The sequence below is a fragment of the Chryseobacterium sp. genome (assembly GCF_041914225.1).
Taxonomy (GTDB): domain Bacteria; phylum Bacteroidota; class Bacteroidia; order Flavobacteriales; family Weeksellaceae; genus Chryseobacterium.
On record NZ_JAYSDT010000016.1, the window covers coordinates 40,514 to 54,925 of the forward strand.

The window sequence follows — 14,412 nt, forward strand, 5'->3', positions numbered from 1 at the left end:
TTACATACCGGATGAAATATAAATTATTAGCAGCAGGCATTTTAGCTTTCCTGTCAGTAAGTACATTAAGTGCCCAGGAACAGGAACAAGGAGGACAGGATAAAAGTTTATACATAAAAGGAAATGCTTTATTTGCTCCGATTGGTATTTTAAACCTTGGACTGGAAAAGCAGATCAGCCCTAAATATACCCTGCAGGGAGATGTTTTCATTTCACCATGGAAATCTTTTGCGGGACATGAATTACAGATCTACTCTCTTTCTGTGGAAGGAAGATATTATTTTAAAGAGGCTTTTAAAAACTGGTATTTAGGAGTAAATATTGGTGCCGCAGCTTATAATCTCCAAAAATGGAGTTATTGGAATGATAAAAGTTTTGAGAACTGGAATGGAGAAATCCTTATCAATTCTAATCTGTACCAAAAAGGCTTCTCAGTCATGCTGGGGGTAACAGCAGGGTATCAGTTTCAGTTATCCGAACGATGGAATCTTGATGTTTATGGTACTGTTGGAACATCACAGGGGTTTTACAAAGGATATGACCGTACCACTGGAAGGCGCTATGATTCGGCAAAAGAATTTAACAAAAGTGGTGAAATCATTCCGTACAGAGGAGGGGTAATGATCTCTTATAAATTAAAATAAGACAATGAAGCTATTCGGAAAAAATCATATGATTATCTTAGTGATCACTTTTGTGATCCTTTTTTTAATGAATTATATCGGGAATGATCTGCCTGATAAATTAGAAAGGGCATTAATGACTGCTTTTGCTGGTTTTGTCGGCTTGACTATCGGACTCTTTATATTAAATAAGGGCAGAAATGATAAAAATCCGCCCCAGAATTTTGATTAATTAATCTTCATATACCACATATCTGGTTCTGATCTTTTCGAAATTTTCCAGATCTTTTTTCCATGAAGCTTTAATTTCCGGAATTGATTTTCCTGCGATAATCTGTTTTCTCAATTCATCAGTTCCGGATAAGGTATCAAACCATAGGTTTTTCAGAAAGAAATCCTGCTGAGGATTTTTGTAATTCTTATATGCTTTGATTACCCATTCAAGATTCAATTCTCTTAAATCTTTAGGATAATTAGACAGGTTTTCACCATAACACAGCTTCCCGTTCAGGAATGGATCTTTAGCACCATAGCTTGGTTTGGGTGTAAACTGATAAGGAAGATTCTCCGTCCATGGAGAACCATAAATCTGAAACGGAAGATCTGTTCCCCTTCCTACAGAAACCTGTGTTCCTTCAAAAAAACAAAGGCTTGGATATAAATTGATGGCTTTATCATTGGGTAAATTAGGTGAAGGTTTATCAAGCATTGAATAACGCTGTTTTTTATGATAATTTTTCATCGGGATAAGCGTATATTTAGCCTGAACACCATTTTTCAGCCACTTTTCACCGTTGACCATTTTCCCATACTCTCCTATGGTAAGTCCGTATACTACAGGAACTTCATGCAGCCCAACAAAACTTGACCATTTTTTTCTTAATACCGGTCCGTCAGTATATCCGTCATGGGGATTAGGACGATCCAGCACCATGATCTCAACATTATTTTCTGCACCGGCTTCCATCAGGTATGACAAGGTGGAAATATAAGTATAGAACCTCACTCCTACATCCTGGATATCAAAAACGACGATATCAATTCCGGCAAGCTGTTCCGGTTTTGGTTTTTTATTATTGCCATACAGAGAAACAATAGGAATTCCTGTTTTTACATCTACTCCGTTTTTCACTTTTGCCCCGGCATCAGCATCACCTCTGAACCCGTGTTCAGGAGCAAAAATAGACTTTATTTTAATTCCTTTTTTTACCAGAAAATCCACCAGATGAGTTCTGTCATTCATTAAACCGGTCTGATTGGTAACTATCCCTATTGTTTTGTTTTTCAGCAGGGGCAAATAAATTTCAGGCTGATCCGCACCGGTTTTAAAATCCGGTTGAACTTGAGACTGAGAATAATATTGGTTGAATACTCCTAAAAAAATTAGGCAAATAAGAAGTAAATTTTTAATTTTGAAATAGCGTTTTCCAAAGATAACAAAAATAACCTTTCAAGGGTTATCATCTTCATTGGCAGGCTTTCCGTAGCGTTAGGAATCATTGTTTCCTTAATTACCGTGGCCACCGGTTTTGGTTCCAAAAAAGCTATCAAAGAGAGACTGGCAGATTTCAGCGGACATATTACGGTAAGATCTACCCGGTCAAACTCTTCCTACAATACTTCTGTTCTCGATAATCAGGGACTGAACATTGCAAAAATAAAAGAACTGCCAGATGTAGAAAGTATCCAGAAGTATGTAACAGTAACCGGAATTATGCGTAATGAGCACAATTTTGCCGGGATCATATTTAAAGGGATCGGAAAAGATTTTGACAGTTTACGGTTTAAAAAATTCCTTATTGCCGGAACTACTCCAAAAGTGACAGAGAAAGGGTTCAACAATGATGTTGCGATTTCACAGAAAGTAGCCAATGATCTTCACCTTAAAGTAAATGACAGTATTGTTACCGTATTTTTAAAAGCCGATCAAAAACCACTTTACCGTAAATTAAGAGTGATTGGAATTTACAGAACTGATATCAAGCTCATTGACGAACAATTTGTTATTGGCGGTATCAATCACGCAAGAAAAATTCAGGATATGAAACCTGATGAAATCGGCGGTATAGATATCTTCCTGAAGAATGTCAATGATATCGACAAGGATTTTCCTGACATTGAGAAGCTGATCGGTTACAAAAATTATGCTGAAAAAGCGACTGAGAAATTCCCGCAGATTACAGACTGGATCAGTATTTTTGATACCAACATTGCTTTAATCATCATCATTATGCTGATTGTAGTGGTTATCAATATCATCATGGTTCTTCTGATCCTTATTATCGAAAGAACAAATTCTATTGGTCTTCTGAAAACATTAGGCGCAAGCAATTCACAGATAAGAGCAACTTTCATCAATTATACCCTGATTATTATGATTCCCGGGCTTTTGTATGGAAATGCTATCGGATTGGGACTGATTTTAATCCAGAAATTCTTTGGAATCATTAAGCTTAACCCGGAAAATTATTATGTAAGCACCGTTCCGGTAGACCTTAATCCAATTGCAATTATTTCTATTTCAGTCGGAATTCTTATTATCTCAGGACTGGCTTTGATTATCCCGAGCTACCTGATCAGTAAGATTTCTCCGGTGAAGGCGATTAAGTACAATTAACATTATAATTGATAATTGATAATTGATAATTGATAATTGAAAGTTATTGATTGTCTTTCAGGTGATTTCAGCATTATCCACAACTTATCCACATGTTATCCACAGCGCAGATAATTTTAAAAGCCTTATCTTTGCGCCGCATATAAAACATTATGAAATACGCAAACAATATCCTTGAAACGATAGGTAATACGCCGCTGGTAAAGCTTAACAAAGTATTAGGTGAAGATTTCCCGGCACTAGTATTGGCGAAAGTAGAGACCTTCAATCCCGGAAACTCCGTAAAGGACAGAATGGCTCTTAAAATGATAGAAGATGCTGAAAAAGACGGCAGATTAAAACCTGGAGGAACCATTATTGAAGGGACTTCAGGAAATACAGGAATGGGACTGGCTCTGGCAGCGATCATCAAAGGCTACAAATGTATTTTTGTAACCAATTCAAAACAGTCAAAAGAAAAATGTGATATTCTTCGTGCCGTAGGTGCCGAAGTAATCGTTTGTCCTACCGATGTAAAACCTACTGATCCTCGTTCCTATTATTCAGTTTCAAAAAGACTGGCTAAAGAAACGGAAAACGGATGGTATGTCAACCAGTATGATAACTTATCCAACAGAGCAGCTCATTATGAATCTACAGCACCGGAAATCTGGGAACAGACTGAAGGAAAGCTGACTCATTTTGTAGTAGGAGCCGGAACAGGAGGTACTATTACAGGATGCGGAACTTTCTTCAAAGAAAAGAATCCGGAGATTAAAGTAATCGGGGTTGACACTTACGGTTCTATTCTTAAAGAATTCCATGAAACGGGTGAACTGCATTACGATCATGCCTACACTTATATTACAGAAGGAATTGGGGAAGATATCATTCCTGAAAACTATGATATGTCTGTGATTGATCACTTTGAAAAAGTAACGGATAAAGACGGCGCTATCTATGCAAGAAAACTTGCTAAAGAAGAAGGTATTTTCTGTGGATATTCTGCCGGAAGTGCTATTGCTTCACTGGTTCAGATGAAAGATCAGTTCACTAAAGATGATGTAATTGTAGTTTTACTTCATGACCATGGTTCAAGATATGTAGGAAAAATCTACAATGATGAGTGGATGAAGGAAATGGGCTGGCTGGAAGAAAATAAATAAGCAAAATTGCTAAAAGGCTAAAAGCTAATTTATAAATAAAAACGGAGCAAAATAATTTTGCTCCGTTTTTATTTTATGGGTTCACATTTACTTTCTCGTTCAATGTATTTTTGAGAAGGCTGTATTCTCTTTCGCTCATTGCTTTTCTGGGAAACATATAACTGTATTTTCCTTCAAGGGAAATAAATTCATGAGTGCTGTCAAAATACTCAAAATCTTTCCATTCACTTGTTTCTTTTTCTCCATCAATATTTACTGTAAAAAAGTTATTATCAAACCGGATTTCATACACCTGGCATTTTTCCAGACCATTTAAATAGTGATTCACCTGTTTCTTCCACCTTGAAACTTTATTAACACTTACCGATAGAAAAACAGCACAAAGCAATAATATAAAGCTTAAAAAGTATAAAATACCCGCACTTTCTTTAGTCAGATGATCTTTTAAAAGAAATACAATAAATACGATCACAGCTGCTGCAATAGTGGTAATGGTTTTCCCTTTCGTTGTCGGTGAAAAAAGCAAGCTTCCCTGATTACTGTTAAAATAAATAGCTTCAAAAATCTTTCTGTCCGGTTTTAGGGTAATGACCTTTTCATTCATAATGGTAGGATTTGCTTTAAAAAGCTACAAAACTACACTAAATATCTTCATATTGATCACTTATTGCAGAAAGTTTATTCATCAGTTCCCTGTTTCTGCGGTTCAGAGCATCCAGTTTTTTCAGCATATTATGAATCACTTCAAGACCCGGAAGATTTATTTCAAGATCATAATGCCAGTTGGCAAATTTTTCCAGATCAGGAAGGTCTTCATACATCAGGTAATGAATATTATTTTCAATCTGAATGTTCAGCAGACCATAATCTACAAGTTCATCAAAAAAAGTGACTTCTATATTATATATTTTTACGAGTTCTTCCCGTGATATTCTTTCACTCATAGCTTATGAATTTTTTAGTTGTTCAAAAAGTTCTTTCTGCTTTTCAGTAAGGTTTGTTGGCAGTTTCACTTCATAAGTGACAAAAAGATCTCCGTGTTCGCCTTCTTTTTTATAGATAGGAAAACCTTTTCCTTTCAATCTTACGGTAATTCCGTTTTGGGTTTCCGGTTTTACTTTGAGATTTACACTTCCTGTAAGGGTATGCACTTTTACATCTCCACCTAAAACAGCGGTGTATAAATCAATCACAACTTTTGTTTTCAGATCATCTCCGATTCTTTCAAAATCCGGATCTGCTGGGATATTGAAGGTGATATACAGATCTCCGTTAGGACCTCCGTTTACGCCTGGATTCCCATGTCCTTTCAGTTTGATCTGCTGTCCGTCATACACTCCGGCCGGAATGGTGATTCTGACTTTTTTGCCATTGATATCAAAAGTCTGCTGATGGGTGGTTGCAGCATCTCTTAAGCTTAAATTCAGTTCAGCCTGTATATCCTGTCCTTTAAATTTTCCGGAGGCTCTTCCTCTTGAACTTCTGCCAAATCCTCCACCTGCTCCACCAAACATACTCTGGAAGAAATCTGAAAAATCTTCTCCTTCACCAAAATCCGCACCGGAGAACCCTCCGTTATAGTTTTGCTGCTGATACTGTCTTTGCTGTTGCTGCTGGGCTTTTTCGTATTCTTCGCCATGTTTCCAGTGTTCTCCGTACTTATCATATTTAGCACGGTTTTCGGGATTACTGAGGACTTCATTGGCTTCGTTCAGCTCTTTGAATTTCTTTTCTGCTTCTTTGTCACCGGGGTTTAAATCAGGATGATGCTTTCTGGCCAGTTTCCGGTAGGCCTTTTTGATATCATCCTGTGTTGCGTTTTTATCTACGCCTAAAATTTTATAATAATCTATATAAGCCATAGAAATGAGGTTTACTCAAATTTATGAAATTTAGGTTTGAAAATTGTATAACAGAATGTTAAAAATAAACCTATCTTTGATAAAATGCTCTACATGAAAGATGTATTGAAAAACTACTCCGGAATCATATTTTTACTTTTAGGAATCATTGTTGGAAGCATCATTGGAATTGTTGCTCCCGGCTTTGTGGAATACATAAAACCTTTAGGGGATATTTTTCTTAATCTTCTTTTTGTAAGTGTAGTTCCTTTGGTCTTTTTTGCGGTATCCAATTCTATTGCTTCTCTGGAACAGCAGTCTAAATTCGGAAAGATCATCCTTGTGATGGCGCTTACTTTCTTATTTTTTATTCTCACAGCAGCTATTTTCACAATTTGCGCGGTTTATCTTTTCCCGGTTTCAGGGGTCTCCGGAAGTTCTGAGATTATTTCTGAAGCTGCTAATGAAGATACATGGGGCAACAGAATTGTAAGTTTCTTTACAGTAGGGGAATTCACAGAGCTTTTTTCCAGAAGAAATATGCTGGCCCTTCTGGTATTTTCTTTTCTGACAGGATTTGCAGCAAGAAAGACAGGAAAAGACGGGTTACCGTTCAGGGTTTTTATTGCATCGGGATATGAAGTAATGAAAGAACTCCTTTTATTGATTATGAAGCTGGCTCCCATTGGACTAGGAGCTTACTTTGCCTATCAGGTAGCAACTTTGGGACCTCAGCTTTTTGGATTTTATGGCAAACCTTTGGGGCTATATTATATTGCAGGGATAATTTATTTCCTTGTTTTCTTTTCTATTTATGCGTTTATGGCAAATGGACAAAAAGGAGTGAAAAGTTTCTGGACGAATGCGATCTACCCAACTTTAACAGCAATAAGCACCTGCAGCAGTTTTGCAACAATGCCTGCCAATTTACAGGCCGCATCAAAAATAGGGATCCCTAATTCTATTGCCAATCTGGTAATTCCCATCGGAACCACCCTGCATAAAAACGGCTCTTCCATGTCTTCTATCATTAAGATCTATGTGGCTTTCCTGATTATCGGAAGAGATTTCTTTGACCCTGCCAATCTGCTTTTAGCTTTGGGAATAACCGTTTTTGTAAGTATTGTAGCAGGAGGAATTCCTAATGGTGGATACATCGGGGAAATGCTGATGATTTCTGTGTATAAGCTGCCTCAGGAAGCCATTCCTGCTGTGATGATCATTGGAACTCTCGTAGATCCTTTAGCAACAGTACTGAATGCTGTGGGAGACATTGTGGCGGCTATGTTTGTCAGCAGATTTGTAAAAGTCTGATTGCATTTAACTATATTCTATTAACCCATGAACTCATTTTTCAAAAGCATCGGCTTATATAACAGTCTCACTGTTGATCTCAATATCAACAGCACTGAATTCATACAGAGATTAATGAAAGTCACTTATAAAACCAATACTACTTTCATATCACTGGAAAAAGATGCTACAATTCCCACACGGTTTGAATATCGCGGAATGATTGATGGCAACAGCTTTACAATCAAAAGAAGAGCAAGACTATTTGACATAAACAGGAGTAATCCTGTATTTCATGGAACTATTTCTGATAAGAACGGTAAATCATCCGTGGTGATAGAATTTTTCCCATCAGGATTTCAGATTTTTAACTGGATCGTTATCCTGTGTTTCTGCTTTGGACTGTTCTTTTCCAATATAAAAGGAGACAAGCAGGACCATATGTTTACAATAGTCGCTTTGATAATAGGAATTAGTCAATATTTCATTTTAAAAAGAGGAATTTCAAGAGGCAAATATGAATTTGAAAGAGAGCTTATCTATATTGCTCAAAAGCCTTAAATCTTTATCTTATTCACTACGCTTTACAGGCTCCAGGCTTTCATATTCTTCAGGTGTAAAAAGCCTGTAATGAACCTTAAACGTTTTTCCTAAGGGAGTTTCCAGAGAGAATCCCCCAGGTCCAAAACCATCTGTCACATCCAGGGTAAAATGTGAATATTTCCAGTATTCAAAAAGATCACGGTCTATCCAGAACTCATGTCCATTGACAGTTCCAATCATTGCATCGTTCATTCTGGGAAAAAATCCTCCTTTTTCGAAACATTGCGGCTGGGTACCTTCACAGCATCCTCCCGCCTGATAAAACATCAGAAGACCGTATTGATTTTCAAGTGTACGAATTACTTCAAGCGCCTTCTCGGTTGCTGAAAGTCTTGATATTTTTGTTTCCATTGTTTATTTGAATTTAGTGCAAACTTTATACAACCACAAAGGTCACAAAGTTTTCATTTTAAAATACTTTAGTCTACTTAAGTAAATTTAGAATGATTCCGGAGAAAAGTTCACATAAGATGAAAATCAAAGATTTTCACAAAACTTAGGTATACTTATTATGCATAAGCTGACTTTAAAAACTTAAGTGTTTAAACTTTTATTTCTTTTATGGTAAAAAATCCCGGTAAAATATTTACCGGGACCCACAACACATCATCATTTAATTTGAGCCGGCAATATCCAGAACGATTCTGCCATCTATCTGTCCTTTTTTCATTTTATCGAATACATCATTGATATCTTCCAGTTTTGCAGGAGTAACGGTAGCTTTTACCAATCCTTCATTAGCAAAATCCAAGGCTTCCTGTAAGTCTTTCCTGGTTCCTACAATAGAACCTCTCACTGTGATCCTTTTTAAGACCGTTTCAAAAATCGGAAGTTCAAAAGAGCCGGGAGGCAGACCATTCAGAGCAATGGTTCCTTTTCTTCTCAGCACATCTATTCCCTGTTTGAAAGCAATAGGTGAAACCGCTGTAATCAATGCGCCGTGCATTCCGCCAACTTCTTTATGCAGATATTCTCCGGGATCTGTGTTTTTTGCATTGACTACAAGGTCTGCACCTAATTTTTTTGCCAGTTCCAGCTTATCATCTGCTACATCAATGGCAGCAACATGCATTCCCATTGCCTTTGCATACTGAACCGCCACGTGCCCCAGTCCACCGATTCCTGAAATGGCTACCCATTCGCCGGGTTTCGTTTCTGTTTCTTTTAATCCTTTATAAACTGTTACCCCGGCGCATAAAATAGGAGCAATTTCCAGAAAGTTGACATCCGGCTTGAGATGTCCCACGTATCTTGAATCTGCAATGACGTATTCTGCAAATCCGCCATCTACACTGTATCCTCCGTTTTTCTGCGCTTCACAAAGGGTTTCCCATCCTGTAATACAATAATCACAGCATCCGCATGCACTGTACAGCCACGGAACTCCTACCGCATCTCCTTCTTTTACAAAAGCTTCGGGTCCGCATGCTACTACAATACCTACTCCTTCATGTCCGGGGATAAGGGGCATCTTCGGTTTTGCAGGCCAGTCGCCATCTACAGCATGTAAGTCTGTATGGCAGACACCACAGGCAATTACTTTAACCAGTACTTCGTATCTGCCGGGTTCTCTTACGGGTACTTCTTCTATTTTCAGGGGTTGACCGTAGCCTTGCACTACCGCCGCTTTCATTGTTTTTGGGATCATATTCTACTTTTTGGATTAAGTTTATTTTTTCTAGTATTAGATTTTATCTCTATAGCTGGACGGTTTCAGTGAGTTTCTTATGGGAGTCAATATCATATCAAAGACTGGTGTTCACTGCGTGAGGGATAGTAAGGGCGGCGAGGAACGAGCCGGTGCGGAATGAAACGGAGCACCGAAACGAAGTGCAGCCCTGCATAGCCCGACCGTTTTGCCCTGGGAAAGCCAGGGCAATCGGGCACGTCCTAAATAATATTAAAAGAAACCTAGCTTATTCTTGTTATAAGAAATCAGCATGTTTTTGGTTTGACGGTAATGGTCAAGCATCATTTTATGATTTTCTCTTCCGATTCCTGACTGTTTATAGCCTCCGAAAGGTGCTCCTGCAGGGTAAGAATGATACTGGTTCACCCATACTCTTCCTGCTTCAATCTGACGCGGAATATTGTACAGTTGATGGGCATCTCTGGTCCACACTCCGGCTCCAAGTCCATAGATGGTATCATTGGCAATTTTCACTGCTTCTTCCTCATCTTTGAAAGTGGTAAATGCCAGTACCGGACCGAAAATTTCTTCCTGGAAAATTCTCATTCTGTTGTTTCCTTTGAAAATGGTAGGCTGAATGTAGTATCCGTCTTCCAGGTCTTCTCCGAGGTGATTAACATCTCCACCCACCAGCACTTCTGCTCCTTCTTCTTTTCCCAGTTGGATATAGGAAAGGATTTTATCTTTCTGAATCTGTGAAGCCTGTGCACCCATCATCACGGTTTTGTCTAGTGGATTTCCTACTTTGATTGCTTTTACCCTTTCAATCACTCTTTCAATAAAGGCATCTGCAATACCTTCCTGAACCAGTAACCTTGAAGGGCACGTACAGATTTCCCCCTGATTAAGCGCAAAAAGAACAGCTCCTTCTATAGCTTTGTCTAAAAATTCATCATCTGCATCCATTACTGAATTGAAGAAAACATTAGGTGATTTCCCACCCAATTCCAGGGTTACAGGAATGATGTTTTCTGTTGCGTACTGCATTACCAGGCGTCCTGTAGCTGTAGATCCGGTAAATGCTGCTTTGGCTACTTTCGGATTGGTAACCAGGGCCCTTCCAAGTTCTGCTCCAAATCCGTTGACAATATTAACAACTCCTGCCGGTAAAAGATCTCCGATGAGTTCCATTAAAACCATAATGGAAACAGGGGTACTTTCTGCCGGTTTTAAAACCACGCAGTTTCCAGCTGCCAATGCCGGAGCCAGTTTCCATACAGCCATCAGTATCGGAAAATTCCATGGGATGATCTGTGCGATCACTCCAAGAGGTTCGTGAACAATCAAAGATACAGTATCTTTGTCCAGCTCGTTATGGGATCCTTCTTCGGCGCGGATCACAGAAGCGAAATACCTGAAATGGTCTATTGCCAAAGGTAAGTCTGCCGCCAGTGTTTCTCTTACAGCTTTACCGTTATCAATGGTTTCTACTGTTGCAAGGTATTCCAGGTTCTGTTCCATCCTGTCTGCAATTTTGTTCAGGATGATACTTCTTTCTGTAGATGAAGTATTCTTCCATGTCTGAAATGCTTTTGAAGCAGCATCTACTGCCAATTCCAAATCTTCTCTGGAAGAGTGAGCCACCTGGGTAAAATTTTTCCCGTCCACCGGAGAGACTACATCAAAGTACTGTCCTTTAACGGGTGGTGTAAACTTTCCATCGATATAGTTATCATATCTGCTTTTAAACTGAGGACGCTGTAATAGAGTCGTTGATCTTGGTTCTGTAATAGTGCTCATATTAGTTTGTTTTTATTTTTTCGTTAATGCCAAATTACACTGAGAAGCCTGAAAGAGTATAGCACAATCGTATAAAAAAAGTGTAAAATAGTGCAGAGGGTTCAATTTTAGTATTTTATTAACAGCAACGTACTGTCAAATTTTCTATATTTGAGTTACCTCCTTTAGAAAAAAATTTAGAAATGAATAACAATAGTAAGATTTTATTAAATACTCCTGAATTACGTAAGGAAAACCAACTATTGAGTCTTGTTGAAAACCAGACGAAGTTCAATCTAAATAATTGTGAATTCAATATTTATGAGACCCATAAAGCTGCTTTTGACGTAAAACTGCACTTTGAAAATATTGCATTTACAGCAATGCTGAGAGGTAAAAAATATATGAAACTGGATAACAAGACCAGTTATTTTGATTATTATCCGGGAGAAAGCATTCTGGTAGCACCGGGGGAAACCATGGTCATTGATTTTCCGGAGGCTGATGAGACTCCTACACAATGTATTTCTTTAAGCCTAAATCCCGATTTTATTGAAGATTCTCTCAACTATCTGAATTATCATCTTCCCAAAGTGGATGAAGCCTCACAATGGAATATTCAGTTGGATGAGTATTTTCTGTTTAATAATAAAGCCCTTGCTTCCGCTACCAACAATATTATGAGAATTGCAATGGATGATAACTCTCAAAAGGATATTATGGCCGATTTTGCACTGAAGGAGCTCCTGATCAGACTGATGCAGACCCAGGCAAGAAGCATGGTAGAAAAAAATATTGTTAAGAATAAATCCAGAATAGGTTTTGTAGTGGATTATATTAAAAGGAATCTGCACCAGAAATTATCGATCGACAGTATTGCCAAGCTGGCTTATGTAAGCAAATCCAATTTCTTTAAAATGTTCAAAGACGAGTTGGGAACTTCTCCGAATGATTTTATTTTACAGGAAAGAATCAATAGGGCAAAAGAGTTGTTAGCCAGCCAGACCAGCATCAAGGAAACCGCATTTCAGACCGGATTTTCAGATACGAATTATTTCACAAGGGTATTTAAGCAGCTGGAGGGAGTAACCCCGAAAAGTTATCAGGACAGAATGGTGGTGAGATAGTTCAGTATGATATAAAAAAGAGCCCCATTTCTGGGACTCTTCTTAAAAAATATATTAAAATTAAATCTTAATAATTGGCATTCTGCTTAACATTCGGGTTAGCTGAAATTTCCTTGATTGGAATAGGTAATGTATATCTGTAATCACCATTTGGAAGGTTTTTAACCGGTATAATATCATCCGTAGCATTTCTATCCATTGATACGTTTGCCAATACTGCAAGTCTTTTCAGATCAATGAAACGATGCCCTTCAAGTGCTAATTCAACTCTACGTTCTTTCAAAATATCAGCATAAGCTTCCTGTGCATTTGAATAAGTAGGTGTTGTAGCTGCTCCCAGGTAATTTCTAGCTTCTCTTACTTTCTGAATTTTATCATGAGCTGCTGCTAAGTTTCCTGCTGCCACTTCAGCTTCTGCAATAATGAAGTACACCTCAGATAATCTGAAAACTTTAACATCATTTCGAGTAGATGTGCTTAGTTTACCTGGATATTTATCAATAACCAATCCATCAGTTCTGGTGTTTCCAGCTGTTGCAGAAGCATAATCTGGATTTGGTTTTGATGAAGGATCTACGTAAGCATATTTTCTGATATCTCCTGGAGTATTTTTAAATATGTTATATAAATTTCTTCCCCAGAACCACATTGGCGCTCCTGTAAGGTTAGACTGATTTGTATTCCATTTTCCTCCAATAGCAGCTCCTGCTCCCAGAGGAAGTCTGTTAAGAGAGAAAATAACCTCTCCGTTCTCAGTATCAGCCCACATCCTTCTAAATGGATTGAAAGAGCCTCCTGCAATACCGTTTCCATTGGTCTCATCAATTCCTCCATAGAATGCAATATTCCATTTAGAAGTTGGATCTTCAGTGAAAGGTCCTGATTGGAATACAGAACCATCAGCTTCAGTAACAGGAACTGCAGCATTGGTACCTGTCATTGGCATTGCTGTTGTAAGAGAAAGACCAGATCCTGCAATTACCAATTCGGCATTTTGCTTCGCCAGTGCCATTTCACCTCTGTACAGGTTAAAACGGGCAGCAACTGCGTTTACAAAATTCTTATCAACCTTATATCTTCTTGGAGTCGTAGAGTTTTCTAAGATTCCTCTTGCATAGTCTAAATCAGCATTAATGAAATCATATACCTCTTGATTTTTAGCTCTTGGCAATTGCGCTTCTGTAGAAGGAACATCCTTCAAAAGAATAACTCCTAAAGCATTAGCATCCTTCATATCACTAGAGAAATACGCCTCTAGCTGAACATAACAATATGCTCTTATAGCTCTAGCCTGTGCAAGAATAGCATTATATGTTTTTTTCTCATCAGCAGAAGTAGGTGTAATTTTCTTTGCTCCCTCAAGAAGTCTGTTTATTCTGTTGATTACTTTATAGTTATTCATCCAGATTCCATCACTAGCAACTGTACCTACTGTACCTCCTGTAATTATGGGGCTAGACGGATCAAGGAAATGTCTGTGCAGCGTATACTCCTGCCCTCCACTACCAGATCCTGGCTTTACTTCGTCTGTAAATACTGCTGTGAAGTAGATTTCATCAATTGGGTCTAATTGAGCGTAAACAGATCCGTTTAAAACTTCATTAAGATTAGCAACACTCGTATACAGATCTTGCTCCTGTAATTCTCCTGCCTGCTTTATATCAAGTGCATCCTGACAACTGTTCAGTGTAAATGCTGCAGATGACAGGGTTGCTACAACTAATATTGTATTTATAATTCTTTTCATAATTCTT

The 14,412-nt window shown here is 38.2% G+C and carries 15 protein-coding genes; 7 read left to right on the top strand and 8 right to left on the bottom strand.

Features of this window, described 5'->3' with window-relative positions; translation table 11 throughout:
* Positions 1 to 11 precede the first annotated feature (11 nt).
* On the top strand, positions 12 to 644 hold the full coding sequence (locus ACE3RB_RS09360) for a DUF3575 domain-containing protein (protein WP_374463987.1): 633 nt from the start codon (positions 12 to 14) through the stop codon (positions 642 to 644).
* A gap of 4 nt (positions 645 to 648) precedes the next feature.
* Positions 649 to 855, top strand: a complete 207-nt coding sequence (locus ACE3RB_RS09365) for a hypothetical protein (protein ID WP_374463988.1) — start codon at positions 649 to 651, stop codon at positions 853 to 855.
* Here the strand turns inward: ACE3RB_RS09365 and ACE3RB_RS09370 are convergent, their stop codons facing one another.
* Entirely contained in the window at positions 856 to 1,866 is a 1,011-nt protein-coding gene (locus ACE3RB_RS09370) for an exo-beta-N-acetylmuramidase NamZ domain-containing protein (RefSeq protein ID WP_374463989.1), read from the bottom strand. It abuts the gene before it with no gap.
* Between the two features lie 159 nt (positions 1,867 to 2,025).
* Between ACE3RB_RS09370 and ACE3RB_RS09375 the strand changes: the two genes are divergently transcribed.
* Together ACE3RB_RS09375 and ACE3RB_RS09380 are read left to right on the top strand one after the other, a co-directional pair.
* On the top strand, positions 2,026 to 3,240 hold the full coding sequence (locus ACE3RB_RS09375) for an ABC transporter permease (RefSeq protein WP_374464022.1): 1,215 nt from the start codon (positions 2,026 to 2,028) through the stop codon (positions 3,238 to 3,240).
* Positions 3,241 to 3,392: 152 nt separating this feature from the next.
* The gene (locus tag ACE3RB_RS09380; RefSeq protein WP_332388017.1) at positions 3,393 to 4,385 is read left to right on the top strand and encodes a pyridoxal-phosphate dependent enzyme; all 993 of its coding nucleotides are present in this window, start codon (positions 3,393 to 3,395) and stop codon (positions 4,383 to 4,385) included.
* A 73-nt stretch (positions 4,386 to 4,458) separates the two neighbouring features.
* On the opposite strand, the gene ACE3RB_RS09385 is transcribed toward ACE3RB_RS09380, so the two are convergent.
* From ACE3RB_RS09385 to ACE3RB_RS09395, 3 genes are read right to left on the bottom strand one after another with little or no spacing between them, the layout of a single operon-like run.
* Positions 4,459 to 4,989 (bottom strand): hypothetical protein, encoded by a 531-nt coding sequence (locus tag ACE3RB_RS09385; protein WP_374463990.1) that lies wholly within the window; start codon positions 4,987 to 4,989, stop codon positions 4,459 to 4,461.
* A 37-nt stretch (positions 4,990 to 5,026) separates the two neighbouring features.
* Positions 5,027 to 5,329, bottom strand: a complete 303-nt coding sequence (locus ACE3RB_RS09390; protein WP_374463991.1) for a chaperone modulator CbpM — start codon at positions 5,327 to 5,329, stop codon at positions 5,027 to 5,029.
* A gap of 3 nt (positions 5,330 to 5,332) precedes the next feature.
* Positions 5,333 to 6,247 (bottom strand): DnaJ C-terminal domain-containing protein, encoded by a 915-nt coding sequence (locus ACE3RB_RS09395; RefSeq protein ID WP_374463992.1) that lies wholly within the window; start codon positions 6,245 to 6,247, stop codon positions 5,333 to 5,335.
* A 93-nt stretch (positions 6,248 to 6,340) separates the two neighbouring features.
* Between ACE3RB_RS09395 and ACE3RB_RS09400 the strand changes: the two genes are divergently transcribed.
* A complete protein-coding gene (locus tag ACE3RB_RS09400) occupies positions 6,341 to 7,540 on the top strand; it encodes a dicarboxylate/amino acid:cation symporter (protein WP_374463993.1) in 1,200 nt (399 codons plus the stop codon).
* Positions 7,541 to 7,567: 27 nt separating this feature from the next.
* On the top strand, positions 7,568 to 8,080 hold the full coding sequence (locus ACE3RB_RS09405; protein WP_374463994.1) for a hypothetical protein: 513 nt from the start codon (positions 7,568 to 7,570) through the stop codon (positions 8,078 to 8,080).
* A 9-nt stretch (positions 8,081 to 8,089) separates the two neighbouring features.
* Here the strand turns inward: ACE3RB_RS09405 and ACE3RB_RS09410 are convergent, their stop codons facing one another.
* From ACE3RB_RS09410 to ACE3RB_RS09420, 3 genes are all read right to left on the bottom strand, one after another.
* Positions 8,090 to 8,473, bottom strand: coding sequence for a DUF779 domain-containing protein (locus ACE3RB_RS09410; RefSeq protein ID WP_374463995.1), 384 nt, complete (start codon positions 8,471 to 8,473; stop codon positions 8,090 to 8,092).
* 262 nt (positions 8,474 to 8,735) lie between these two features.
* On the bottom strand, positions 8,736 to 9,770 hold the full coding sequence (gene adhP / locus ACE3RB_RS09415; protein ID WP_142723148.1) for an alcohol dehydrogenase AdhP: 1,035 nt from the start codon (positions 9,768 to 9,770) through the stop codon (positions 8,736 to 8,738).
* 252 nt (positions 9,771 to 10,022) lie between these two features.
* Positions 10,023 to 11,552, bottom strand: a complete 1,530-nt coding sequence (locus ACE3RB_RS09420) for an aldehyde dehydrogenase family protein (RefSeq protein WP_374463996.1) — start codon at positions 11,550 to 11,552, stop codon at positions 10,023 to 10,025.
* A gap of 182 nt (positions 11,553 to 11,734) precedes the next feature.
* Here ACE3RB_RS09420 and ACE3RB_RS09425 point away from each other — a divergent pair, with 182 nt between their 5' ends.
* A complete protein-coding gene (locus ACE3RB_RS09425) occupies positions 11,735 to 12,658 on the top strand; it encodes a helix-turn-helix domain-containing protein (RefSeq protein WP_374463997.1) in 924 nt (307 codons plus the stop codon).
* Positions 12,659 to 12,725: 67 nt separating this feature from the next.
* On the opposite strand, the gene ACE3RB_RS09430 is transcribed toward ACE3RB_RS09425, so the two are convergent.
* The gene (locus ACE3RB_RS09430) at positions 12,726 to 14,405 is read right to left on the bottom strand and encodes a RagB/SusD family nutrient uptake outer membrane protein (RefSeq protein WP_374463998.1); all 1,680 of its coding nucleotides are present in this window, start codon (positions 14,403 to 14,405) and stop codon (positions 12,726 to 12,728) included.
* Positions 14,406 to 14,412 lie beyond the last annotated feature (7 nt).